The organism is Methylobacillus draconifructus, assembly GCF_045984355.1.
Lineage (GTDB): Bacteria > Pseudomonadota > Gammaproteobacteria > Burkholderiales > Methylophilaceae > Methylobacillus > Methylobacillus flagellatus_A.
Genome location: NZ_JBJQII010000006.1, coordinates 142,799 through 167,837, shown reverse-complemented (window position 1 = coordinate 167,837; position 25,039 = coordinate 142,799). Strand labels below are relative to the sequence as shown.

At 57.5% G+C, this 25,039-nt stretch carries 27 protein-coding genes; 16 read left to right on the top strand and 11 right to left on the bottom strand.

What is annotated here, in order from left to right:
- The 7 genes from ccoG to ACJSDX_RS13500 form a co-directional block, all read right to left on the bottom strand.
- Positions 1-1,437, bottom strand: coding sequence for a cytochrome c oxidase accessory protein CcoG (gene ccoG / locus ACJSDX_RS13530; RefSeq protein ID WP_407995139.1), 1,437 nt, complete (start codon positions 1,435-1,437; stop codon positions 1-3).
- A gap of 92 nt (positions 1,438-1,529) precedes the next feature.
- Positions 1,530-2,468: a cytochrome-c oxidase, cbb3-type subunit III gene (gene ccoP, locus ACJSDX_RS13525; RefSeq protein WP_309564521.1), complete on the bottom strand. Its 939-nt coding sequence runs from the start codon at positions 2,466-2,468 to the stop codon at positions 1,530-1,532.
- Between the two features lie 13 nt (positions 2,469-2,481).
- Complete coding sequence (locus tag ACJSDX_RS13520; protein ID WP_309564520.1) at positions 2,482-2,649, bottom strand: cbb3-type cytochrome c oxidase subunit 3; 168 nt, start codon at positions 2,647-2,649, stop codon at positions 2,482-2,484.
- Between the two features lie 12 nt (positions 2,650-2,661).
- Positions 2,662-3,396 (bottom strand): cytochrome-c oxidase, cbb3-type subunit II, encoded by a 735-nt coding sequence (gene ccoO / locus ACJSDX_RS13515; protein ID WP_407995138.1) that lies wholly within the window; start codon positions 3,394-3,396, stop codon positions 2,662-2,664.
- 39 nt (positions 3,397-3,435) lie between these two features.
- Positions 3,436-4,893, bottom strand: coding sequence for a cytochrome-c oxidase, cbb3-type subunit I (gene ccoN / locus ACJSDX_RS13510; protein WP_309564518.1), 1,458 nt, complete (start codon positions 4,891-4,893; stop codon positions 3,436-3,438).
- An 82-nt stretch (positions 4,894-4,975) separates the two neighbouring features.
- A complete protein-coding gene (locus ACJSDX_RS13505) occupies positions 4,976-5,551 on the bottom strand; it encodes an SCO family protein (protein ID WP_407995137.1) in 576 nt (191 codons plus the stop codon).
- Positions 5,552-5,637: 86 nt separating this feature from the next.
- Complete coding sequence (locus ACJSDX_RS13500; RefSeq protein ID WP_407995180.1) at positions 5,638-6,306, bottom strand: OmpW/AlkL family protein; 669 nt, start codon at positions 6,304-6,306, stop codon at positions 5,638-5,640.
- Between the two features lie 261 nt (positions 6,307-6,567).
- On the opposite strand from ACJSDX_RS13500, the gene ACJSDX_RS13495 reads away from it, so the two are divergent.
- Together ACJSDX_RS13495 and ACJSDX_RS13490 are read left to right on the top strand one after the other, a co-directional pair.
- Positions 6,568-7,488 carry a branched-chain amino acid transaminase gene (locus ACJSDX_RS13495; protein ID WP_309564515.1) on the top strand — a complete coding sequence of 307 codons (921 nt, stop codon included), beginning with the start codon at positions 6,568-6,570 and terminating at the stop codon, positions 7,486-7,488.
- 21 nt (positions 7,489-7,509) lie between these two features.
- Complete coding sequence (locus ACJSDX_RS13490; protein WP_407995136.1) at positions 7,510-7,701, top strand: zinc-finger domain-containing protein; 192 nt, start codon at positions 7,510-7,512, stop codon at positions 7,699-7,701.
- 60 nt (positions 7,702-7,761) lie between these two features.
- Here the strand turns inward: ACJSDX_RS13490 and murI are convergent, their stop codons facing one another.
- Positions 7,762-8,610 (bottom strand): glutamate racemase, encoded by an 849-nt coding sequence (gene murI, locus ACJSDX_RS13485; protein ID WP_407995179.1) that lies wholly within the window; start codon positions 8,608-8,610, stop codon positions 7,762-7,764.
- A gap of 107 nt (positions 8,611-8,717) precedes the next feature.
- Here murI and ACJSDX_RS13480 point away from each other — a divergent pair, with 107 nt between their 5' ends.
- From ACJSDX_RS13480 to ACJSDX_RS13455, 6 genes are all read left to right on the top strand, one after another.
- Positions 8,718-9,266, top strand: coding sequence for a cob(I)yrinic acid a,c-diamide adenosyltransferase (locus ACJSDX_RS13480; protein ID WP_407995135.1), 549 nt, complete (start codon positions 8,718-8,720; stop codon positions 9,264-9,266).
- Between the two features lie 339 nt (positions 9,267-9,605).
- The gene (locus ACJSDX_RS13475) at positions 9,606-11,180 is read left to right on the top strand and encodes an alginate export family protein (RefSeq protein ID WP_407995134.1); all 1,575 of its coding nucleotides are present in this window, start codon (positions 9,606-9,608) and stop codon (positions 11,178-11,180) included.
- Positions 11,181-11,355: 175 nt separating this feature from the next.
- A complete protein-coding gene (locus ACJSDX_RS13470; protein WP_309564510.1) occupies positions 11,356-11,556 on the top strand; it encodes a YezD family protein in 201 nt (66 codons plus the stop codon).
- A 23-nt stretch (positions 11,557-11,579) separates the two neighbouring features.
- Positions 11,580-12,590, top strand: a complete 1,011-nt coding sequence (locus tag ACJSDX_RS13465; RefSeq protein ID WP_407995133.1) for a sulfate ABC transporter substrate-binding protein — start codon at positions 11,580-11,582, stop codon at positions 12,588-12,590.
- Positions 12,591-12,664: 74 nt separating this feature from the next.
- Positions 12,665-13,018: a DUF2325 domain-containing protein gene (locus ACJSDX_RS13460; RefSeq protein ID WP_407995132.1), complete on the top strand. Its 354-nt coding sequence runs from the start codon at positions 12,665-12,667 to the stop codon at positions 13,016-13,018.
- Positions 13,019-13,063: 45 nt separating this feature from the next.
- Complete coding sequence (locus ACJSDX_RS13455; RefSeq protein ID WP_309564507.1) at positions 13,064-13,279, top strand: TOBE domain-containing protein; 216 nt, start codon at positions 13,064-13,066, stop codon at positions 13,277-13,279.
- A gap of 83 nt (positions 13,280-13,362) precedes the next feature.
- On the opposite strand, the gene ACJSDX_RS13450 is transcribed toward ACJSDX_RS13455, so the two are convergent.
- The 3 genes from ACJSDX_RS13450 to epsC are packed head-to-tail and all read right to left on the bottom strand — an operon-like array spanning position 13,363 to position 17,139.
- On the bottom strand, positions 13,363-15,222 hold the full coding sequence (locus ACJSDX_RS13450; RefSeq protein WP_407995131.1) for a family 2A encapsulin nanocompartment cargo protein cysteine desulfurase: 1,860 nt from the start codon (positions 15,220-15,222) through the stop codon (positions 13,363-13,365).
- Positions 15,209-16,126: a family 2A encapsulin nanocompartment shell protein gene (locus ACJSDX_RS13445; RefSeq protein WP_407995130.1), complete on the bottom strand. Its 918-nt coding sequence runs from the start codon at positions 16,124-16,126 to the stop codon at positions 15,209-15,211. Before ACJSDX_RS13445 ends, ACJSDX_RS13450 begins: the two co-directional genes overlap by 14 nt.
- Before the next feature lie 59 nt (positions 16,127-16,185).
- On the bottom strand, positions 16,186-17,139 hold the full coding sequence (gene epsC / locus ACJSDX_RS13440; protein WP_407995129.1) for a serine O-acetyltransferase EpsC: 954 nt from the start codon (positions 17,137-17,139) through the stop codon (positions 16,186-16,188).
- A gap of 356 nt (positions 17,140-17,495) precedes the next feature.
- On the opposite strand from epsC, the gene ACJSDX_RS13435 reads away from it, so the two are divergent.
- From ACJSDX_RS13435 to ACJSDX_RS13400, 8 genes are all read left to right on the top strand, one after another.
- Entirely contained in the window at positions 17,496-18,485 is a 990-nt protein-coding gene (locus tag ACJSDX_RS13435) for a sulfate ABC transporter substrate-binding protein (RefSeq protein WP_407995128.1), read from the top strand.
- Between the two features lie 10 nt (positions 18,486-18,495).
- Complete coding sequence (locus ACJSDX_RS13430; RefSeq protein WP_407995127.1) at positions 18,496-19,383, top strand: EAL domain-containing protein; 888 nt, start codon at positions 18,496-18,498, stop codon at positions 19,381-19,383.
- A gap of 124 nt (positions 19,384-19,507) precedes the next feature.
- Positions 19,508-20,347 carry a sulfate ABC transporter permease subunit CysT gene (gene cysT / locus ACJSDX_RS13425; protein ID WP_407995126.1) on the top strand — a complete coding sequence of 280 codons (840 nt, stop codon included), beginning with the start codon at positions 19,508-19,510 and terminating at the stop codon, positions 20,345-20,347.
- 12 nt (positions 20,348-20,359) lie between these two features.
- On the top strand, positions 20,360-21,256 hold the full coding sequence (gene cysW, locus ACJSDX_RS13420; protein ID WP_407995125.1) for a sulfate ABC transporter permease subunit CysW: 897 nt from the start codon (positions 20,360-20,362) through the stop codon (positions 21,254-21,256).
- Positions 21,257-21,291: 35 nt separating this feature from the next.
- Positions 21,292-22,368 carry a sulfate/molybdate ABC transporter ATP-binding protein gene (locus ACJSDX_RS13415; protein ID WP_407995124.1) on the top strand — a complete coding sequence of 359 codons (1,077 nt, stop codon included), beginning with the start codon at positions 21,292-21,294 and terminating at the stop codon, positions 22,366-22,368.
- Between the two features lie 161 nt (positions 22,369-22,529).
- Positions 22,530-23,888, top strand: a complete 1,359-nt coding sequence (gene pcnB, locus ACJSDX_RS13410) for a polynucleotide adenylyltransferase PcnB (RefSeq protein ID WP_407995123.1) — start codon at positions 22,530-22,532, stop codon at positions 23,886-23,888.
- Between the two features lie 2 nt (positions 23,889-23,890).
- Entirely contained in the window at positions 23,891-24,382 is a 492-nt protein-coding gene (gene folK / locus ACJSDX_RS13405; protein ID WP_407995122.1) for a 2-amino-4-hydroxy-6-hydroxymethyldihydropteridine diphosphokinase, read from the top strand.
- A complete protein-coding gene (locus ACJSDX_RS13400; RefSeq protein WP_309564493.1) occupies positions 24,379-25,026 on the top strand; it encodes a deoxynucleoside kinase in 648 nt (215 codons plus the stop codon). The genes folK and ACJSDX_RS13400 overlap by 4 nt, the downstream gene beginning before the upstream one ends.
- Positions 25,027-25,039 lie beyond the last annotated feature (13 nt).

Below are 25,039 nucleotides of genomic sequence, written 5' to 3'. Positions count from 1 at the left end.
TCAATGACTGTTGAAATTGGTCTTCACCACCACAGGCTCGGCGTCTGCGATGGTGGGGATGATCACAAACGAGAATTCTTTGGTATTACGCGCGATATCGCTGGCGAGGTCAACCTTGGCATTCAGGCTCAGGCTTTTGCCGGCACGCACGCGGATTTCCGGAATGTTGCCGAGGTCCAGCGCGCCAGCGGGAATACCTTGTACTTTCAGCTCGTAGCGCTGCTCGTGCTCGGTCTTATTGGCGATGTTGATCTGGTAGCGGTTGCGCACGCTGCCGTCGGACAGCATGACGAACAACGGCTGCCTGACCTGCTGCACGTTGGCCTCGGTATCGTTACGGGTGCCGATGTTGTAGAACAACACCATCGTCGCCACCACCAGTGCCGAGGCGTATCCCAGGACCTTGGGGCGCTTCCACTCCAGGCGCGGCTTGTGCGGCGCCGGGCTGGCAATATTCTGCTCGGAGTCGTAGCGGATCAGGCCGCGCGGAGAGCCGATGGAATCCATGATGTTGTTGCATGCGTCGATGCACAGGCCGCAGGAAATACACTGGTATTGCAAGCCGTCGCGGATATCGATCCCGGTCGGGCAGACCTGGACGCAGAAGCCGCAATCGATACAATCGCCGTGGCCGGCCGCCTGGCGTTCCTCGCGGGTGCGCAACCCCTTGGCCGGTGCCTTGCGGCCGGCAGTACCTTCCCCGCGCTTCACATCGTAGGCGACAGCCAGTGTATCCGGCTCATACATGACGCCCTGGAACCTGGCATACGGGCAGGCAAGGGTGCAGATGTGCTCGCGCGACAAGCCGGCTGCGACATAGGTCGTGATGGTCAGCACCACTACGGTGATGTACCCGGCCTCCGCGGCCGTGCCGGCGAATAGCCGTGGCACGAAATCCGGCGCATAGGCGAAATAGCAGGCAAACGTCACCCCGGTCCAGAACGACACCAGCACCATCAGGCCATGCGAACTGCCCATCTTGATGATCTTTTCGGCGTTCCAGGGCTGCTTGAGCAATCTCAGGCGTGCGGGCCGCTCCCCCTGGATCATGCGTTCGATCATGATGAAAAGGTCGGTCCACAGGGTCTGGAAGCAGAAATAGCCGCACCATGCCCGGCCGATCAGGCCCGTGGTGAAGAACAGCAACGCGGCTGCGATGAACAGCAGCATTGCCAGCCAGAAGATATCCTGGGGGTAGACAACCAGGTTGAAGATAAAGAAGCGGCGCGATTCCAGGTCGAACAATACAGCCTGGCTCGCAGCGGTATTGCGCTCCCATGGCATCCACGGCAACAGGAAATAGACGGAGTAGGCGATCACCATCACCGCAGTCTTGAAGCTGCGGAACTTGCCTTTTACCGAACGCGTGACAATCGGGATTTGCCGGTTTAGAAGCGGGGATTTTTTAGTAGTGCTGGCCGAACTGGTTGCTTCCATAACGCTGGTGATACACCACCCCTCTAAAAATGCAACTGCTCTAGAAATAAAGGCCCACGCAACCGTGAGCCTTTATTCAACATTGATGCGGTTTAGCGACCGCCGCCCAGTGTGTCATGTACATAGACAGTCAGGAGCTTGATTTGTTCTGGCTTCAACCGCTCTTCCCAAGCAGGCATCACGCCGCTGTTCATCCCGCCGGCGATGATACGCTTCACTTCGGCAACCTTGGCCTCCTGCCCAGTCTTGCCGCCGACATCCGCCCAAAGCCATATCTTATCGGTCAGGTCGGCAGAACCCATTGCAGTATTGCCCTTGGCATCCGGGCCATGGCATGTAAAGCATATCCCGGCACCGCTGAACAATGTCTTGCCTTGCGTAGCCAGAGCCGCATCATGCGGTTCGCCGGACAAGCTTAGTACATAGTGTGCAAGCTGGGTGATTTGATCGTCTTCCAGGCTGTCCTTGAATGGAGGCATCACGCCATTGCGGCCGCCTTCGATCGTCGCGTGGATCTGCTCGTAGGTACCGCCGAACTGCCAATGGTCATCGGTCAAGTTAGGGGCCATGCCGATCTTGCCTTGACCGCCTGCCTGGTGGCACGCTGCGCAGTTGTCGGAAAACAGGGTCTTGCCCGCCGAGTTCACGAACTGCATTAGCTCGGCATCCTTGGAGACGTCCTCGAATGACATCGCAGCCACCTTGTCGAACCATTGCTTCTGGTCGGCCTGGTGCTCGTTCATTTCACGCATGTACTTGGCACGCATGTTCCAATGAGAGGTCTTTTCCACTTCCTTGCCGTCTGCAGTCGTCGCAGTGTAGGTAATGGTGTGCAGCCCAGGGACGCCCTTGGTGAACTTGTCGCCGATCGGCCAAGCCGGATACAGCAGCCAGTAGACCACGGTGAAGATGAATGTGATGTAAAAACCCCAGATCCACCAGGTAGGCAACGGGTTGGTATATTCCTCAATACCGTCCCAGCTATGGCCCGTGGTCTTTGGTGTTGTCGTCGTAGCCTTATCCTGACTCATAATGCTTTCCTAACTAGATTTCGTCATCTTGCAGCGGAATATTCTTGTGGCTTTCCAGCCTTTCGCCGCGCTTTTTGCTTCCGAAGACATAGAACAAGATGCCGCAGAACACGAGGAAGAAAATCAACAAAGACAAAGGCTTAGTATTTTCAAAGCGAGTGAACCAGAGCAGCCATTCCATCGTCTTTACTCCTTAGCGGAATTTGACGAAATAATCGTCATCATATTTCTTGAAATCAACCATGGTGCCCAGCACCTGCAAATAGGCCACCAGCGCGTCCATTTCGGTGATATTGCTCGGGTCAGTATCGTAGTTGCCCGACTGCGCCTGGGCGGCTAGGTTCTTGTCCGCATCAGGAATGTGCAGTTGCTTGGCAATATCCTCGCCGAACTCTTTCACATTGCGCTCGAACTCCGCCTGGCTGTTGGAATACGGCACTCCGACACGACGCAGGGCCAGCAAGCGGTCCTTGATGTCGTCGTACTTGAGCTCGGTGGTTGCCAGCCATGGGTAGTTGGGCATCACGGATTCCGGCACCAGGGAGCGCGGCGCGATCAAGTGCTGGGTATGCCAATTGTTGGAGTACTTGCCGCCCACGCGCGCCAAGTCAGGACCGGTACGCTTGGAGCCCCACTGGAACGGATGGTCGTACTTGGACTCGGCAGCCAGGGAATAGTGGCCGTAGCGCAATGCTTCGTCGCGGAACGGACGGATCATCTGCGAGTGGCAGAGATAGCAGCCTTCACGGGTGTAAATGTCGCGGCCGCGCTGCTCGAGCGGGGTGTATGGACGCACGCCTTCGACCTTTTCCACTGTTTCCTTGATGAAAAACAGTGGAATGATCTCAACCATGCCGCCGGCACTGATTGCCAGCATGGTGAACACCAGCAGTATGCCTAGGTTGCGCTCAATTTTGTCATGCTTCATGAATAACTCCAGTAACTCGTCTTTACAATCAAGCGCCGATTAGGCTGCCGCCACATTGAGGCCGGCATGGGCCTCGGTGCTGCCTTGACGGATGGTCTTGTACATGTTGTAGCACATGAGAATCATGCCCGCGAGGAAGAACGCCCCGCCCGCGGCACGCATGACGTAGAACGGATGCGCAGCGGCCACAGACTCGACGAAGGAATACTGCAGGTTGCCGAAGTCATCGAAAGCGCGCCACATCAGGCCCTGCATGATGCCCGAGATCCACATGGCGGTGATGTAGAGCAGAACCCCGATCGTCGCGAGCCAGAAGTGGACGTTGATCAGGCGCAGGCTGTACATCTGGGTGTTCCAGATGCGCGGCACCAGGTGGTACATACTGCCGAAGGTGATCATGGCAACCCAGCCCAGCGCGCCGGAGTGGACGTGGCCTACAGTCCAGTCGGTATAGTGGGACAGCGCATTCACATCCTTCAGGGACATCATCGGGCCCTCGAAGGTGGACATGCCGTAGAAGGACAATGCGACGATCAGGAATCGGATCACCGGGTCGGTGCGCAGCTTGTCCCAGGCGCCAGACAAGGTCATGATGCCGTTGATCATGCCGCCCCAGGATGGCAGCAACAGCATGATGGAGAAGGTGGCAGCCAGCGTGCCGGTCCAGTCGGGTAATGCAGTCCAGTGCAAGTGGTGCGCACCCGCCCACATGTAGAGGAAGATAATCGCCCAGAAGTGCAGGATGGACAGGCGGTAGGAGTATACAGGACGGCCGGCTTGCTTCGGAACGAAGTAGTACATCATGCCGAGGAAGGCCGCGGTCAGGAAGAAGCCCACCGCATTATGGCCGTACCACCATTGGGTCATTGCATCCTGGGTGCCGGAGAACAGGCTGTAGGACTCCAGGGAGAACAGCTTCACGGGCACTTGCAGGTTATTGAAGATATGCAGCAGGGCCGTTGCGAGGATAAAGGCAAGGTAGAACCAGTTGGCGACGTAGATGTGCGGCTGCTTGCGCTTGAGCAAGGTGCCGACATAGATGCCCAGGTAAGCCACCCATACGAAGAGGATCAGCAAGTCGACCGGCCAGGTCATCTCGGCATATTCGCGTGCCTGCGTATAGCCGAACATGTACCCGAGCGCAGAAAGCGCCACTGCTGCCTGCCAGCCCCAGAAGGTGAAATTGGCCAGCCCCTCGCCCCCGAACAGGCGAGCCTGACAGGTACGCTGTACAACATAGTATGAGGTTGCAAACAGGGCGCTGCCGCCGAAACCGAAGATCACGCCACTGGTATGCACAGGGCGCAAACGGCCGAATGTGATGTACGGGCTGTCGAAATTCAGGAACGGAAAGGCCAGTTCAGAGGCGATATACACGCCGACGAACATACCAATCGCGCCCCAGATCAAGGTCATGATGGCGAATTTGCGAATAATATCGTAGTTATATTGTTCGCTAGCACCAACACCAGCAGACGCAATGCTTGCCGTTGCCATGGTCGCACTCCTCATCTAAAAGTCTAATTTATAAAAATCGCAAAATTATATTCTTTATCCAAGCCCTTGGACAAGAAAAACCCTAAAAAAATTGGGTAATATCATGCGCCAGTTGTTCCGGCGTCTCGTCATGCCGCAAATAGGCACGCACTTTTCCTTCCCGGTCAACCACATACACGCCGGTACTGTGGTCGACGGTATAAGCATCCCCGTCTTCCGCCGGTCGCTTGGCGTATACCACCTTGTAATTTTTCGCGACCCGCTTCAACTGCTCCGGCGTTCCGTTCAAACCGATAAAACGCGCATCGAAGAATGGAACATATTGCGCCAGCACTTCCCGCGTATCCCGCTCCGGGTCTACGCTGACAAACAATACTTGCACGTCCTGCGCCTTGTCGCCCATGAGCTTCATGGCGTTCGCCAGGGACAGCATGGTGGTCGGGCACACATCCGGGCAATGCGTATAGCCGAAAAACAACACTACGACCTTGCCCTTGAAGTCTTCCAGGCGCCGCACCTGGCCTTGATGGTCAGTCAGGGTAAAAGCACCGTCCAACTCCCTGTCGCTGATATCAACGCCGTATAGTTCCAGCTCCTGCTTCCCCGGCCCGCATGCAACCAAGGAGAAAACTAGGAAAATCCACAACCATCTCAACATACATCCACCCGTGGCCGACAATCCAAACTAGGATTATCGGCCACTAGGCGGTTTATGCCAAACCGCAGCCCGTGGCTGCCAGGCAATTAGAAGCGCTTGCCGAAACCAAAACCGATGACCCATGGATTGATGTCCAGGCTATCGATCTTGGGGCCGTTCTTGAGCTTGACGTCGGTATCGATCCACAGGTATTTGACGTCAGCGTTGAGCAACCAGCCATCCTTGAGATTGATATCGAAGCCGGCTTGCAGCGCAGGGCCCCAGCTGTTGCGCTCGACGCGAATATCCTGACCACCCAGCTGACTGGTATGCAATCCATTATCCATGAAGCGCGTATAGTTGATACCGGCACCTACATAAGGGTCGAATGTCTGGTCGGGGCGGAAGTGCCATTGCGCTGTCAATGTTGGCGGCAACAAATTCACCGAACCCAGGTTTTCATTCGCCACACCGCTAGCGCCTTTGATGCTGACATCATGGCGGGTGCCCAAGGCAAGGATCAGCTCCAACGCAATGTTCTTGGTCACATAGTAGGAAATATCCAACTCGGGAATCACCTGATCGTTGACCTCCAGCTTGGAACCAGCGCCAGCGGCACCGCCAGTGATCCCATTCAAATATTTCCCCAAATCGCTACTTTCATTCGGGCTCACATTCACCGCGCGCGCGCGGATCACCCAATCGCCCGCTTCGGCCATCGCAGCGGCAGGAACCATCAACGCACAAGCCAGCAACACACTTTGCTTCAGTTTCATCATATCTCTCACCTTATTATTGACTACAAAACAGGACACCATGAAACCCATTCTACCCCTATTAACCATAATTTAAAAGTGGTTAATATCCGATCAAATTACTCAACTTATTTAGGCTCCAAATTATTTACTTCATCTCGCGCATAGCCGTCGCCAGGTACCGCCTTCTCGCCAACAATTTTGAGAAAACCAGCTATTCAAATACAAGGCCTTGCGCGTACAATGGAAGTTTTGACAGCACTTGGTAACGGAGAAGCAAAGATGTCGATGGCCGACCGCGATGGTCTGATTTGGTATGACGGAAAAATGGTACCTTGGCGTGATGCCACTACGCATGTACTGACCCATACATTGCATTACGGCATGGGCGTATTTGAAGGCGTGCGCGCCTACAAGACGGACAAGGGCACTGCGATTTTCCGCTTGCAGGAGCACACTGACCGCCTGTTCCGCTCCGCCCATATCCTGGGCATGAAAATGCCATTTGACAAGGCGACCCTGCTGGAAGCGCAAAAAGCCGCCATCCGCGAAAACAACCTCGAGTCGGGCTACATGCGCCCGATGGCGTTCTATGGCGCCGAGGCCATGGGCATCTCCGCCAAGACGCTTTCCACCCACGTGATCGTGGCGGCATGGAAATGGGGCGCCTACATGGGCGACGAGGCGATCAAGCACGGCATCCGCGTCAAGACTTCCTCGTTTGCTCGCCATCACGTCAATATCCACATGTGCAAGGCAAAAGCCAACGGCAACTACATGAACTCGATCCTGGCCCACCAGGAAGCCGCCCAGGACGGCTATGACGAAGCCTTATTGCTGGATGTCGACGGTTTCGTCGCCGAAGGCTCGGGCGAGAACATCTTCATCATCCGCAACAACAAGATCTACACGCCCGACCTCACCAGCGCACTGGAAGGCATTACTCGCGACACCGTAGTCCAGCTTGCCACGGAATTCGGTTACCAGATCATCGAAAAGCGCATCACCCGTGATGAAGTCTATTCGGCAGACGAGGCCTTCTTCACCGGCACCGCAGCCGAAGTCACCCCGATCCGCGAACTGGACAATCGCGCCATCGGCGCCGGTACACGCGGCCCGATCACCGAGAAGCTGCAATCCAAGTATTTCGACGTGGTGCACGGCCGTTCCCCTGAGCATATCGGCTGGCTGACACTGGTATAACACAGCGCAAGAGGACACGACATGGCAACCGACAGCAAGGAAATCGAAGTCACTGCGAAAGACCTTCCCCTGCATTGCCCCACCGACGAGGTAGCGCTGTGGTGCTCGCATCCTCGCGTTTTTCTTGATATCGCTGCCACGGGCCATGTCGCCTGCCCTTACTGCGGAACCAAGTACAGATTGAAAGCCGGCGAAACCGTCGCACACCATTAAACAATAAAGCCGGACTTGTCCGGCTTTATTGTTTAATGCCTTAAATTGATACAGCGGTGCTCACACTGAGCTGAGTGATTGCCCGCCTATCGCCTCTACTTCAATATCGCCGCCATGCAATAAACGGATCAGCTGTTTTGCATTACCTGCAGGACTGTTAGTCCACGCCCTGACAATACCTGGCGTCCCTGAGACGGCCAGCAACCCTGCCTCCTCCAGTCGATGACGCACTTGTCTCGCCACCGCCTCCCCCGTATCGATGAGCACGACACCTGGCCCGGCAATTTCGGCGATGAGGGGTTTAACAAAAGGATAATGCGTGCATCCCAATACAATCGTGTCGGCTCCCACATCTATTAATGGGGCGACATACTCCGCCACCAGCGCACGGGTGGCTTTACCATCCAAGTCTCCCCGCTCTATGCATTCGACCAGGCCCAAGCACGCCTGTGTCACCACCTTGATATTCTTCCCGTAATGCGCAAGCAAGGCGGCAAATTGCGCGCTCTTCAATGTTCCGGTAGTAGCCAGCACCCCCACAACCCCACTACGCGTTGCAGCCGCGGCAGGCTTGACTGCCGGCTCCATCCCGATGATGGGGATATCGAGCTCACTCCTGAGAGTCTGGATCGCAGCCGCTGTGGCCGTATTGCACGCGACGACGATCGCCTTGGCTCCATGTCCAATCAAAAACCGGGAAATCTCCCTGGATCGTTCAATGATGAAAGCCTGCGACTTGGGACCATATGGCGCGTTCAGGGAGTCCGCGAAATACAGCAGGCGCTCGCCAGGAAGCTGCTCACGGATATGCCGCAGCACGGACAGCCCGCCCACGCCGGAATCGAATACGCCAATGGCCGGAACGACACAAGGGCTTTCAGGCGGATAAATTGATGAATAGGCCACGATAGACAGAAGAAATAAGAACCTAGGCAGTTTACCCAAGCGCTGGCTTGCGAGCCAGCATGCGCATTGCTTTACAATGCGCCTTATGCACGCGACAAGGATAAGCAACCATGGGCAACCGCCTGAGCAAGATATATACACGTACTGGTGACGATGGCACCACCGGCCTCGGCGACGGCAGCCGGATAGAGAAGGACAGCTTGCGTGTAGAGGCCATGGGCTGCGTGGATGAGCTCAATGCGGCGCTGGGGGTATTGCTGGCCGAACCGCTGCCACTCCAAGTAAGCCAAGCCCTGACGCAGATTCAGCATGACCTGTTCGACCTGGGAGGCGAGATTTCCATTCCCGGCTACCGGCTTTTGCAAGCGAGCCGCGTGGAGGCGCTGGAACACACCTTGGACTCGCTCAACGTTCAACTTGCCCCGCTCAAGGAGTTTATCCTCCCCGGTGGCACGCGTGCTGCAGCGTTATGCCACCTCGCCCGCACCATATGTCGCCGTGCGGAACGGGTACTGCTTTCCCTGCACCGCCAGCAAGCCACCAGCGATGCCGCCTTGCCCTACCTGAACCGCCTGTCGGACCTATTGTTCGTCATGGCGCGCTACCTTAACCATGCGGCGGGCGAAGCGGATGTATTGTGGCAGCACCGGCGCACATAGCATGCATATTAATGATTCATATAAAAATAGATTAAAAAAGTATTTTTAACTATTAATAACTATTGCTAAAGTGCGGGCTATCAATTCATTGAGTTTTTAAAGAACCCCTACATCATGTCGATATTAGCCGTGGAATTTACATTAGGTCTTATCCGTGAGCAGGGGACCGCTTGCCTGGTTCACCAGGCGGCACAACGTAGTCATATCCCAGCGTCTCGTTGTCCTGTTTAAACACCCCTAACACCTACTGTATCACCAGCGGTTGAATATCAACACTTGTTAACAAACAAGGTTCGCTTGCCAGTCAACTGGAAGCAACAAACATCAGGGAGATTTATCTTGATCAAGAAAACTGGGCTTATCCAGCTATTGATTGCCAGCGGCATTGCACTCACGGCCGGACTCACTTATGCAGCCGAAGAAGCTGCGAACGCGCCTCTGTCAGCAGAGGAGCTAGACCAACAAGAACGCATCAAGGCGCGCAAAGCGGAAATTGCAGCCGAGGCGGCACTCGCGAAAAAAGCGGAAAAAGGCTACTGGGTTGCTCCGCGCGCCTATGGCACCCAGCGCGAAAGCGAGCCCCCTAGATTCACCAAGCCGATCAACCAGACCTGGCTCAAGGAATATACCGACATCGACTGGCTGGACGTCGGTGCCGACTACCGGTTCCGTTATGAAAACCGGGAAAATGATTTCCGACGTAACAGGAATGTCACTGATGAGCCATTCCTGCTTCGCTCTCGCATCTACCTTGCAGTGCGCAACAAATTTGATCCTTTGAGATTCACGCTCGAACTGGAAGACGATCGCCGCAACCATAGTCAATTCGCCCGCGACAACCGGGATGTCGACCTGGCCGAGCCGATCCAGCTATATGGCGAGCTGTTCTTCAAGGACGGACTGGGCAAGGATGACCTCGGGAACGACCGCCCCATCAGCATCAAGGCCGGCCGCATGGCGTTCGAGCAGCTTGACCGCCGCCTGATCGCCCGTAACGAATGGCGCAACACGACCAATACATTCCAGGGCGTGCGTGCCACTTTCGGCCAGCACAAGAACGACTGGGAGCTGGACCTGTTTGCGTTGCAGCCTATCGTGCGCTTCACCGAGCAGCTCAACCAGCGCGACAAGGCGCAATGGTTCTATGGCGCCGTTTTCGACTGGCGCAAATGGTCCGATATCGTGACGCTGTCCCCATCCTACTTTTACCTTAAGCAGGATGGCGATGAAGTCAAATACAATGCCTCCGGCGCCAGGGTCACTAATATCAACGACTTCAAGGACCGCGAAATCCACACTGCCGGGCTGCGCGGTTATGGCGTAGTCGGCAAGACCGGCTTTGACTACGACGTCAGCTACTACCGCCAGTGGGGCGAGGAAGACGTGACGCCGACCACCAAGCGCGACCACCGCGCCTACTCCTACATCGCTGAAGTCGGCTACACCGCAGACCATGCCTGGAAGCCGCGCTTCAGCGCCAATTATGGCGTAGCGAGCGGCAACAAGGCCTCCACCACCGGCACCCAGGAACGCTTCGACCGCCTGTTCGGCTTTGCGCGCCCATGGTCGAGCAATGATTACATCCAGATGGAAAACATCAATGCCACCAAGATCCGCGCCGAGTTCACCCCATATACCGGCGTCAATATCGACACCGGCTACAGCTGGTACAAGCTGGATAGCGCAACCGACCGCTGGGGTGCGGGCAACAACCTGGTCAACACCGGCACCAACCAAGACAGGGATCTTGGCGAGGAATGGGATATTCGCGTCAGATTCCCGATTGTGAAGCAGGTCACGGGCAATGTGGGTTATGCCTACTTCAAGGGCGGCGACTTCGTGAAGAACAATACGGGAGACCGCAAGGACACCTCCAACTTCTTCTATGTCGAGTTGACGGTCAGCGCTTTCTAGTTCGCCTTTTCCTGTATACCTCCATTTTCAACCGGGATCGCCATGGGCTGTCCCGGTTTTTTTACGCCTATCAATATTCAAAAAAACGATAAAATTATAAAAACAAATTATTTTTAACTATTTAATAACCTTGCTACAGTTCACCCATTCATTGAACACTGCCAAGGGCAAACGTATGTCACAAGAACCAAAATTGAAAACCAGCAACGAGGTGATTCAGGAAATCCTGCGTTCCATCGATTTGCTGCGTTTTGGCTCCATCGAGATCACCGTCCACGATGGCCGCGTCACCCAGATCGAGCGCCGGGAAAAAGTACGCTTCAACAACGACACGCCAAAAAACAAGCCAGCCTTGCAAAGCGCTGTTAACCACTAAGTAATTATAAAAAAGGATTTTGCATGAACCGTTTTATTCCCCGTCTTTCCGGCTTGATCGCCATCGCGGCATTGGGCAGCTCGCTCTCTGCATTGGCGGCCGATGTCACACTGCTGAACGTCTCCTATGACCCGACGCGCGAGCTCTACCAAGAGTACAACAATGTCTTTGCAAAATACTGGCAAGCCAAGACAGGCGACAAGGTCACCATCAAGACTTCCCATGGCGGCTCCGGCAAGCAGGCCCGCGCCGTCATCGACGGCCTGCAGGCCGACGTGGTGACGCTAGCGCTTGCCTACGATGTCGATGCGTTGCAGGAAAAGGCCAAGCTGATCCCCAAGGACTGGATCAAGCGTCTGCCGGACAACAGCTCCCCTTACACTTCCACCATCGTGTTCCTGGTGCGCAAGGGCAACCCCAAGAACATCAAGGATTGGGACGACCTCGCCAAGCCCGGCGTCAAGGTGATTACCCCCAACCCCAAGACTTCCGGCGGCGCACGCTGGAATTACCTGGCAGCCTGGGCTTACGGCCAGAAGAAATTCAATAACGATGAATCCAAGACCCGCGAATTCATCGGCAAGATTCTCAAGAACGTCCCGGTGCTCGATTCAGGCGCCCGCGGCTCGACAACGACCTTCGTGGAACGCGGGATCGGCGATGTCCTGCTGGCATGGGAAAACGAAGCCTTCCTGGCGCAAAAGGAATTGGGTCCAGATAAGTTCGAAATCGTCGCCCCATCCCTCTCGATCCTGGCCGAGCCGTCCGTCTCGGTAGTGGACAAGGTTGTCGATAAGCGCGGCACCCGCAAGGTAGCAGAAGCCTATCTTGAGCATCTGTACAGCGAGGAAGGCCAGGAAATTGCGGCGAAGAACTACTACCGGCCCCGCCTCGAGAGCGTCGCCAAGAAGTATGAAAAGTTCTTCCCCAAGCTGAGCCTGGTCACCATCGACTCGGCATTCGGCGGCTGGCAAAAGGCGCAGAAAACGCACTTTGCCGACGGCGGCACCTTCGACCAGATCTACCAGCAATAAATTGACGATTCATTGATTAACAGGCAGCGCCGAGCACAATTTGGCGCTGCCAGCAGCTAAAGGAGACTCTCATCATGAGTACTGCGTTAATTGTAGGCGGCGACCAGATTGAAGGCATCAAGCAAGAGCTGTCCAACTTCGGTGTCACACATATCAACCACTGGTCGGGCCGCAAGGTCGGCGACGGCAAGAAAGTCATTCCGCACGATACCGACTTGATCGTGTTGGTCACCGACTGGATCAGCCATACATTCACCCATAAGATCAAGCAAAGCGCGGCCAAGCGCGGCGTGCGAATTGTTTACACGCCGAATGGTCCAACAGCATTGCGCACCCGCTTGAAGCAACTGAACCCCGACTACGTCGCGGAGGGAGAGTGTAGCGAAGACACGCAAGCCAGTGCTCAATGGCAAGCCGTCTCTCACTGAATTAACCTGTACTCAAGCAGTTGATGTAGCAAAAGGAGTTTTATCATGGCAATTCATGCAATTAACGTCCGCAACCAGTTCCGTGGCCGGATCAAGGAAATCGTGCTGGGCCCAGTGGTATCCGAGGTCGATGTGGAAACCCCAGTGGGTATCGTCACCTCCGTCATCACCACACGTTCGGTCAACGAGCTGAACCTGCAGGTCGGCACGGAAGTGCTGGCGCTGATCAAGGCAACCGAGGTTTCCCTCGCCAAGGTATAAGCTGCCACAACATTGTCAATCAACAAAAAGGCCAGGAATATTCCTGGCCTTTTTACTTGCCGCAAGCTGGCTAGCAGATACGTTTAGCGTTTTGCGGAGGCCAACTTGAGCAGCACGCCCTGCAGGACATCCACTTCGGCATAGGTATTGTAGAAAGCCAGCGACGGCCTGACCGTGGTTTCCACGCCGAAGCGCCGCAGTATCGGTTGCGCGCAATGGTGGCCAGAGCGCACCGCAATCCCTTCCTGGTTCAACGCGGCTCCCACTTCTTCGCTCTTGTAGCCGTGTAGGTTGAACGACAGCACGCTGGCCTTGTTCTGGGCGGTGCCGATCAAGCGCAAACCCGGCACCTTCTCCAGCGCGGCGGTCGCATAGACCAGCAGCTCATGCTCGTAACGCGCAATGTTCTCTATGCCCAGTCGCTCCACGTACTCGAGCGCAGCCCCCATGCCTACCGCATCGGCGATATTGCCGGTACCGGCCTCGAACTTGGCGGGAGCGCCGTGATATACCGTCTTCTCGAAGGTGACGTCCTGGATCATGTTGCCGCCGCCTTGCCAGGCGGGCATCTCGTCCAGCACTTCAGCCTTGCCGTACAACGCGCCGATGCCCGTCGGACCAAAGATCTTGTGGCCGGAGAACACCAGGAAATCGCAATCCAGGGATTGCACGTCCGTGCGCATGTGCGAGACCGATTGCGCGCCGTCCAACAGCACCTTGGCGCCAACCGCATGCGCCATGGCGATCATCTCCCTTGCCGGCGTCACGGTGCCGAGGGCATTGGAAACCTGGGTGAAGGAAACCAGCTTGGTGCGCGAGGTCAGCAATTTCTGATATTCATCGAGCAGCACCTGTCCGCTATCGTCCACCGGCACCACTTTGAGCTTGGCCCCGGTTTCCTGGCACAATTGCTGCCAGGGCACGATATTGGCGTGGTGCTCCAGGTTGGTGACCACCACTTCGTCGCCCTCGCCCAAGTACTTCCTGCCCCAGGTCTTGGCCACCAGGTTGATCGCCTCGGTCGTGCCGCGCACAAACACGATATTTTCCACCGCAGGCGCATTGATGAAACGACGTACCGTTTCACGCGCGCCTTCATAGGCATCCGTCGCGCGGGCCGCCAGTTCATGGGCTGCGCGATGGATGTTGGAATTCTCGTGCTGGTAGAAATAGGACAGGCGGTCGATCACCGCTTGCGGCTTCTGTGTCGTCGCAGCATTATCCAGCCAGATCAACGGCCTGCCGTTCACCAGCTCGCGCAGGATAGGGAAATCCTTGCGCACCAGGTTGACGTCGAACGGCGGGTGGGCCGAAGCTGCCACCTCCGGTATGCCGGGGCGCTCCGCGACAAAATAGTAAGGCGACGCCTTGCTGGCGGCCGACTTTCCCGAACCGTGCGGGCTATTGGCGGGCGAAGCCAGCAGTCCTTGCAGGTCCACTGGGTACGGAATATCCACGCCGCCAAGCAGGCTGCTGATATCCAAGCCCGGGAAGACAGGCGCAGGCCCGACGGCCTCAACCCGCTCCTGGCTGAATTCCGGCGGCAGCTGGGACGGCGATACGCCGAGGCTGGGGGTCGCGATCTGCGCAAGCTCGATGCCGGGGACGACATTGGCCGCAGCGGGCGCGCCCGTCGGCAATGCAGACACCGCGGAAGGTGCCGGCGGCACTGGCGCCCCTATTCCCGGGCTTCCGGCGGCATACGGCGCAGCGGAATCCGTGAGCGATGCCGTGGAAGGAAGCTCTGGCGCACCATGCGGAAAACCCTCCGCATAGATTTCATTGGCAATGCGGGTCAGCTCGTCAATATCCAGGTGCCCGCTTGCCTGCGCCTCCCGCCCCACCGCAATGGCCGCGGCCATGCGCGGATGCTCGCCCGGCAATGCTGCCAGGATAGCTTCGGGTTCAAACGATGACAGGTCGTTAATGTTACTTGTAGTCATAGTAGTTGCCTACGTCGACATTCTCGAGCACGGCAATCGCATCTTCGGTCAGTACCGCCAGCGAGCAATAAAGGGAAACCAGGTAGGAAGCAATCGCCTTGTGATTGATGCCCATGAAGCGGACGGACAGCCCCATGCTTTGCTGGCCTGGCAGGTTGGGCTGGTACAGGCCCACTACGCCTTGGCGGCTTTCACCGGTACGCAGCAGCAGGATGTTGGTCTTGCCCTTGGTCACGCGCAGCTTGTCGCACGGGATGATGGGAATGCCGCGCCAGGTGATGAACTGGGAGCCGAACAGGCTGACAGTCGGCGGCGGCACGCCGCGGCGCGTGCACTCGCGGCCGAAGGCTGCAATCGCCTGCGGATGCGCGAGGAAGAACGCAGGCTCCTTCCACACGCGGGAAATCAGCTCGTCGAAATCGTCCGGCGTAGGGGAGCCGCTGCGGGACTTGACCTTCTGACCGGCTGCGATGTTGTGCAGCAAGCCGTATTCCTTGTTATTGATCAGCTCGCTTTCCTGACGCTCCTTGACCGTCTCGATGGTCAGGCGCAACTGCTCGCGGATCTGGTTGTGCGGGCTGCTGTAGAGATCGGAAATGCGGGTATGCACGTCCACCACGGTATTCACGGCATTCAGCACATACTCGCGGCCCCATTCTTCGTAATCCACGAAAGTGGCGGGCAGTTCGCGCTCGTCCTTGTTGGAGCAATCCACCTCGACATGGTGGTTGTCCTTGACCTTGTTGACGCGGTAGATGCCCGCCTCCACCGGCACCCATTGCAACAGGTGCACCAGCCAGCGCGGCGTGATGGCGCCCAGCATGGGCACGGTCTTGGTGGCATTCGCCAGCGTACGGGCAGCGACGTCTCCCAGGGCGGTATGCGCTTGATGAATGTCTGACATGAAAATCTCTCCTTTAAAATTACCGATCGATGCGGCGGACCAGATGCCGCCCTATTGCTTTACTGATGAGTCACAGTGCCGTTGCGCTGGCCTGCAGGCGCGCCTTCCCTCATCTGCGCCTGGGTGATATTGCTATTCGGTGGGACGCTGTACGTGAGCCAGACATTGCCCCCGATCACCGAGCCGCGACCGATGGTAATGCGGCCCAGGATCGTGGCCCCGGCGTAGATCACGACATCGTCCTCGACAATCGGGTGACGCGCATTCCCCTTCACCAGGCTGCCATCGGCATCCACAGGGAAGCGCTTGGCGCCCAGCGTGACTGCCTGGTAGAGCCGCACATGGCGGCCAATGATGCTGGTCTCCCCGATGACGACCCCTGTGCCGTGGTCAATGAAGAAGCCCTCGCTGATCTGGGCGCCGGGATGAATATCGATGCCCGTGGCGGAATGGGCAATTTCAGTGATCATGCGGGCAATCAACGGCACGCCCAGCTGGTGCAGCACATGGGCAATACGGTAATGGATGATGGCGTTGATTCCCGGGTAGCACACCAGCACTTCGTCCACGCTGCGCGCCGCCGGGTCGCCCTCATAAGCTGCGCGGATGTCGCTGTCGAGCAAATGCCGGACGGCTGGCAACTGGGCAGCGAATTCACGCACCAAGGCGGTCGCGCGCGCTTTCACATCCTCGGCCTGTCCGGCCTCTGCAACGAAGCTCAGTTCAAGCCTCACCTGGGCGACAAGTTCCCGCAATGCCACATCCAGCGTATGGCCCACGAAATAGTCGATGCCCTCTTCCCGCAGGTCCGGCAAACCGAGACGGTTGGGAAACAGGGCGGCGCCCAGCCCTTCCACCACCTCGGCAAGCACCTTGCGCGCAGGGAGCTTGGGAGGACGGTTCAGCCGGTTGCGGTGCTCCAGCGCAGTCAGCCTGACTTCGCGCAGTTGGGTGACGATCTGGCTGATCCCCAGTTCATCCCCGAACTCAGCATTTTTTTCATGTTGACTCATCAATTGCCGCCCAAAATTGACCTTGTAAAAACAAAAAAGCCAGCACCTCTCAAGAAGAAGTGCTGGCTTCCGGTTGTCCGGTCAGCTCACGCTAACGATATATTGTGACGATGCATCCAAAGTACATCCTCATCATAAATGGTCGCTGTCCATTGGTCATGTTGCAACAAACACTGCAATAATGGAAGATTACCACATATTCGAATTAATTCTATACATATAAGTAAAAAATATATGTGAAAGTTTGAGTACAAAATAACGAATCAATTTAATTATATTCCACTATATTCTTTTACATTATTTCCAAAGCCTCCTATAGTGCACTCCATCATCTCTCAATCCCTCTAGAGGTCTCAATGCTACAAAAAATATTGGCTATCAGCCTATTGGCCGCGGCGGGCCTGGCTCATGCAGACACTACCTTGCTGAACGTTTCCTACGACGTGACACGCGAGTTCTATAAAGACTTCAATCCTGCCTTCAGCAAGTACTGGAAGCAGAAAACCGGGGAATCCGTCACCATCAACCAATCCCATGGCGGTTCGAGCAAGCAGGCCAGGTCCGTTGCGGACGGCTTGCAGGCGGACGTCATCTCCATGAACCAGAGCAACGATATCGACATCCTCTTCGAGCGCGGCAAGCTGATCCCTGCTGATTGGCAGAAGCGCCTGCCCAATGCCAGCTCGCCCACCACGTCGACCACCGTCTTCCTCGTCCGCAAAGGCAACCCCAAGAACATCAAGGACTGGGACGACCTGGTCAAGCCCGGGATCGGGGTGGTCATCCCCAACCCCAAGACCTCCGGCAACGGTCGCTATAGCTATCTTGCCGCCTGGGGTGCCGTCATCAAGAAAGGCGGCGACGAAGCCAAGGCGCGCGATTTCGTCACCAAGCTGTTCAAGAACGTGCCGGTGCTGGACGCGGGCGGCCGCGGCGCAACCACGACTTTCGTGCAGCGCGGCATTGGCGACGTATTGCTGACATTCGAAAACGAAGTCTTCCTCATCAACAAGGAGCTGGGGAACAACAACTTCGACGTGGTCTACCCGTCCTCCAGCATTTTGGCGGAAAACCCGGTTTCCCTGGTCGACAAGGTGGTGGACAAGCGCAAGACGCGCCAAGTGGCACAAGCCTATCTGGAATTCCATTATTCGCCGGAAGGCCAGGAAATCGCCGCCCGCCATTACCTGCGCCCGCGCTCGGCCGAAGTCCTGGCGGCCCACAAGGCCGACTTCAAGCCGTTGCAATTGTTTACCGTGGATGACACCTTCGGCGGATGGCAGAAAGCCCAGAAAACGCATTTTGCCGACGGCGGAATATTCGACCAGATTTACGTGAACAAATAAGTAGCCAGCCATGACGACAAAGAACACAGTCTCCACCTCCGCTGCCATCGAGCAGCTCAAGTCCCAGTTGCGGGAATCCCTCTACCTGGATCTCGACGAGTACGGGCTGGAAGAGCAATCCTCGGGAGAGTTCAACAGCACCTTCCTGGGCTTGCAGCTCAACAGCGCCTTCCAGCCTATCTACGATAGCGAGGCCGGGGACTTGTTCGGCCACGAAGCCTTCATCCGCCCATCGCTCGGCGGCCAGCAGGGCATCAGCCCCGAATTCGCCTTCAGCTTTGCCGGGCAGGTAGGCAAACTGGTGAAGTTCGACCGCGTGGTGCGCACGCTGCACGTGCTCAACTTCCGCCAGATCTATGCGGAAAACGGCCTGCTGTTCCTCAACGTGCACCCCAACCTGCTGATCAGCGTCAATGCGCACGGCAAGGTGTTCGAGCGCATCCTGCACTCGAACTCCGTACCGACCAACCGCGTGGTCATCGAGATACAGGAAAGCGTCGTCGAGCATGAGAACCAACTGGCGGACGCCATCGAGAATTACACGGAACGCGGATACCGCATCGCCATCGGCAACTTCGGCAACAAGCACTCCCACCTGGAGCGGCTGTGGAAGCTCTCGCCCGAGTTCGTGAAGCTGGATACCAGCCTGATCAAGGAAGCCGAGCGCAACCCGCGCGTACGCAAGATCCTGCCCCGCTTAATCCAGCTGGTGCACGACATCGGCGCGCAACCGGTGATTACTGGCATAGAATCGCAGGCAGGACTGGAAATCGCCATAGAGTCGGGCAGCACGTTGCTGCAAGGCTATTTCCTCGGCAGGCCGGCCACCGCCAAGGAGTTACAGCCTGCCGAGGCCTTGAAGCCCGCGCTACGCTTGAACAAGCGGGCCGCAGCATAACGGCGCGGCCCATAGAAAAATAACATCGGGGCATATCATTATAAAAACATATTATTTTTGCCCGGCAGTCGCATCTGCTACATTGCACCAGCCCAATTCCAGCCAAACAAACTAAACTCACAATATGGCAAAAAAACACAAACCGCATAACGTGCTGCCCGGCTTCAACCTCTCTCTCGGCTATACGTTGCTATACCTGAGCCTGATCGTCTTGATTCCATTGTCGGCCGCCTTCTTCAAGACCACCGAACTAAGCTTCGGTGAATTCTGGCACACCGTTACCACGCCGAGGGTCATCGCCTCGTACAAGCTCACCTTCGGTGCATCCCTGTTCGCCGCCATCATCAATGCGGTTTTTGGCTTGCTGACCGCATGGGTGCTGACGCGCTACACCTTTCCCGGTAAGAAGCTGGTCGACGCGCTGGTCGACCTGCCGTTCGCCCTGCCTACCGCGGTGGCAGGCATTGCGCTCACGGCGGTCTACTCGGCCAACGGCTGGATCGGCAGCCTGCTCGAACCTTACGGCCTGAAAGTGGCATTTACCCCGCTAGGCGTCGTCGTGGCGCTCACATTCATCGGACTGCCGTTCGTCGTCCGCACCGTGCAGCCCGTGCTCGAGGACCTGGAGGCGGAAACCGAAGAGGCTGCCGCCAGTCTGGGGGCCAACCGCTGGCAAACCTTTCACCGCGTCATCCTGCCCGCGCTCTGGCCTGCCCTGCTCACAGGCTTCGCGCTCGCCTTTGCCCGCGCGATTGGCGAATATGGCTCCGTCATCTTTATTGCAGGCAACATGCCGATGATCTCCGAGATCACCCCGCTCATCATCATCACCAAGCTGGAACAGTATGACTACACCGGCGCTACCGCGGTCGCGGTGGTCATGCTCGTCATCTCCTTCCTGCTATTGCTCACCATCAACGGCCTGCAATGGTGGAGCAGCCGCCGCAACAGCGCATCGCGATAGGAACACAAGCATATGTCGACCACCGTTTCCCAACTCGCCCACTACAACGCCAAGGTAGCGCGCAGCCGCGCGACCTCCGAGCCCACGTGGGTTCGCTGGACCCTGATCATCTCGGCCCTGCTGTTCCTCAGCCTGTTCCTGTTCATTCCGCTGGCTGCCGTGTTCACCGAGGCATTGCGCAAGGGCTTTGAAACCTACATCGCCGCACTGGTGGAGCCAGATGCCGTCTCCGCGATCAAGCTCACCCTGATCGCCGCCGCCATCTCGCTGCCGCTCAACCTAGTATTCGGCATCGCAGCAGCCTGGGCGATCGCCAAGTTCGAGTTCAAGGGCAAAAGCATCCTCATCACGCTGATCGACCTGCCGTTTGCCGTTTCCCCGGTCATCGCGGGCCTGATCTATGTGCTGATCTTCGGCCTGCAAGGCTGGTTCGGCGAATGGCTGATCGACCATGACCTCAAGGTGATTTTCGCCATCCCGGGCATTGTGCTGGCCACGATCTTCGTCACCTTCCCATTCATCGCGCGCGAGCTGATCCCGCTCATGCAGGCGCAAGGCAAGGAAGAGGAAGAGGCAGGCCTGGTGCTGGGCGCGTCAGGCTGGCAGATCCTCTGGCACATTACCCTGCCCAATATCAAATGGGGCTTGCTGTACGGCGTGATTCTCACCAATGCGCGCGCCATGGGCGAGTTCGGCGCGGTCTCGGTGGTGTCGGGCCATATCCGCGGGCTCACCAACACCATGCCGCTGCATGTGGAAATCCTCTACAACGAATACAACTATGCAGCCGCGTTTGCCGTGGCCTCGCTGCTGGCTTTCCTTGCGCTCATCACGCTGGCGCTCAAGTCGTATATCGAGTGGCAAAGCAGCCGCAGCGCCAGCGCGCGTGAAAAAGCCTCTGACCAATAACGTATAAACAGCATACCTGTCACAAGGATGACATCATGAGTATTGAAATCCGCAACATCAAAAAAGAATTCGGCAGCTTTACCGCACTGGGGGACGTCAGCCTCGACGTGCCAAGCGGCGAACTGGTTGCCCTGCTCGGCCCTTCGGGATGCGGCAAGACCACGCTGCTGCGCATCATCGCCGGCCTGGAATCGCCCGATTCCGGCAGCATCCACTTCCATGGCGAGGAAGCAACCAACCGCGACGTACGCGAACGCCAGGTCGGCTTCGTGTTCCAGCATTACGCCCTGTTCCGCCACATGACCGTGTTCGAGAACGTCGCGTTCGGCTTGCGGGTCAGGCCGAAGAAAACGCGTCCCAGCGAAGCCGAAATCCACCGGCGAGTGCACCAGCTATTGAGCCTGGTGCAACTCGACTGGCTGGCTGACCGCTACCCGCCGCAGCTTTCCGGCGGCCAGCGCCAACGCATCGCACTCGCCCGCGCGCTCGCTGTCGAGCCCAAGGTATTGCTGCTGGACGAACCCTTCGGCGCATTGGACGCCAAGGTGCGCAAGGACTTGCGCCGCTGGTTGCGCCGCCTGCATGACGAGCTGCACATCACCAGCGTATTCGTCACGCACGACCAGGAAGAAGCCCTGGAAGTCGCGGACCGCATCGTCGTCATGAACCAGGGCAAGATCGAGCAAATCGGCTCCCCGCAGGAGGTGTACGACAACCCGTCATCGCCGTTCGTCTATAAATTCCTCGGCAACGTCAACCAGTTCCATAGCCGCGTCGACCAGGGCCAGGCCCATATCGGCAACATCACGCTCAGCCTGGATGAGCACCATGCCGTGCAAAACAGCAATGCGCTCGCCTACGTGCGCCCGCACGACATCGACATTTACACCGAACCGAATGGCAACCCGGCATTGCAAGCCGTCGTCAGCTACATCCACGCGGCCGGCCCGCTGGTGCGTCTGGAACTGCAACCCGTGAATGATGCCGACATCATCGAAGCGGAAATCACGCGCGAGCGCTTCCGCGAGCTTGCCATCGATCAAGGCAGCCACGTCTACCTCAAGCCGCGCAGCGTGCAAGTTTTCCTCGAGAGCAATACCAGCACGGGTTAGGAATACTCCAGCCGTCTGACCCAAAGGCCCGTGTGATGCAATATCGCACGGGCCTTTTGTTTGGCTTGAGGAAGAAACGACTTATTCAATCAGTAACCATTGTGATAGCTTAAGTTATAATGACCGCTATCAAGCTGCGCCCAAAACTAAAAACTTATCAAATGATCAAAAAACTGCTGCAACGCGTTTTTAAATCCCCCAAAAAACCTGCCTCCTCCAGTACGGTCCGTCCTCAGGGCAACACCAAGCGCATTCCTGCCAAGGTGCACCGCATAGACCGCAAGCTCATCAGCAATGCGGCGATCAAGACCACAGACGGCTTGCAAAAGGCGGGCTTCGAGGCATTTATCGTGGGCGGCGCGGTGCGCGACCTCCTGCTCAAGCAGCGGCCCAAGGATTTCGATGTCGCGACCAATGCCACGCCTGAACAGGTCAACCGCATTTTCCGCCGCTCGCGCATCATTGGGCGCCGCTTCCGTCTCGTGCACGTGATGTTCGGCGATGAGACCATCGAGGTTTCCACCTTCCGCGGCAGCCATCTGGCGGAACAAGGGGACGCCAAGGTGACGGACAGCGGCCGCATCCTGCGCGACAATGTGTTCGGCAGCCAGGAGGAGGATGCGGCGCGGCGCGACTTTACCGCCAACGCGCTTTATTACGACCCATCGACCGAAGAGGTGCTGGATTTCCATCACGGCGTAGCCGACATCCAGGCCGGCGTGTTGCGCATGATCGGCGACCCGGTCACGCGCTACCGCGAAGACCCGGTACGCATGCTGCGCGCTGTGCGCCTTTCGGCAAAACTCGGCCTGAAGCTGGATGCGGCAACCGAACGGCCGATTTCCGAATTGGCGGAGCTGCTGCATGACGTGCCGCCTTCGCGGCTGTTCGATGAAATGCTCAAGCTGTTCCTATCCGGCCATGCGATTGAGAGCGCCAACGCCTTGCGCCAGCACGGGCTGCACCATGGCTTGCTACCGTTACTGGACGTGGTGCTCGAACAGCCGATGGGCGAGCGTTTTGTCAGGCTGGCATTGAAGAACACAGATGAGCGCGTACTGGCGGACAAGCCGGTTTCGCCCGGCTTCCTGTTCGCCACCCTGTTGTGGCACGAAGTGCTGCTGGCCTGGAAGAAGTTCGAGCAGCAAGGCAACAAGCCCATCCCGGCATTACATATGGCGATGGACGAGGTTTGCGACATCCAGGCCGAGAAAATGGCCATCCACAAGCGCTACAGCGTGACGATGCGCGAGATCTGGGGCTTGCAGCCCCGCTTCGAGCAGCGCGCGGGCAAGCGTCCCTACAGCCTGCTGGAAAGCCCGCGCTACCGTGCCGGCTACGACTTCCTGCTGTTGCGCTGCGAATCAGGCGAACTGCCCGCCGACATCGGCCAATGGTGGACTGAGTTTGCCAACGCCGACGGCGAGAAACGCCAGGCCATGCTGCTGCCCGACACCGCCCCGCGCAAACGCAGGCGCCGCCGCACCAAAAAGCCAGCCTCGGCCGCAACAGAGGAGTGATCATGGCGCGCGCCTATATCGCCTTGGGCAGCAACCTGCGCGATCCCGCCCAAGAAGTCAGGCAAGCCATGGCAGAGCTTGCCACCCTGCCGGGAACCCGCCTGGTGCGGCCTTCTTCGCTCTACCGTACAGCGCCTGTCGGTTACGACAACCAGCCCGACTTCATCAATGCCGTCGCCGAAATAGAAACCAGCCTGGAGCCTATCGCGCTGTTGCACGCCATCCTCGCCCTGGAAAACCAGCATGGCAGGGAACGCCCTTTCCCCAACGCGCCCCGCGTGCTGGACCTGGACCTGTTGCTGTATGATCAGGTGACCATGAATAGCGCCGAACTGACACTGCCGCATCCACGCATGCACCAGCGCGGCTTTGTGTTGCTGCCGCTGGCGGAAATTGCGCCGGAACTGCATATTGCCGGCCAGGGCAAAGTGGCAGACCTAGCAGCGCAATGCGCGGACCAGGGAGTGGCATTGTGGCAGGAGGACAATGCATGAGCATTTTCGACCGCTTCCACTACATCGTCGTCGAAGGCCCCATCGGTAGCGGCAAGACCACGCTCGCGCACAAGCTGGCCGATATGTTCCCGGTCAACCTGCTGCTGGAGAATGCGGGCGCCAACCCTTTCCTGCCCAAGTTCTACCAGGACGCGCCGCGCTACGCCCTGCCGACGCAGATGTTCTTCCTGTTTCAGCGCGTGGAACAGATTCGCGACCTCAGCCAGCGCGACATGTTCAACCAGGCGACGATTGCGGATTTCTTCCTGGAAAAAGACCCGTTGTTCGCGCGCTTGAACCTCAACGACGAGGAATATGCGCTCTATCGCCAGATGTACAAGCACCTGCATGTGCAGGTGCCCACGCCCGACCTCGTGATCTACCTGCAATCCCCGGTGGAAACGCTGCACGAGCGCGTGAACCAGCGCGGCACCGCCTACGAGCAGGAGATTCCGCGCGAATACCTCGCCCGCCTGTCGGATGCGTACAGCAACTTCTTCCACCAATACGACGGCGCCCCCGTGCTCATCGTCAACAACGAAAAACTCGACATCACCGAAAAAGAAGGCGCCATCCAGATGCTGCTGGACCGCATCATGCAGATGCGCGGCCGCCGCGAGTTTTTCAATCCCAACCTGGAATAAGGAGCCTGTTCGG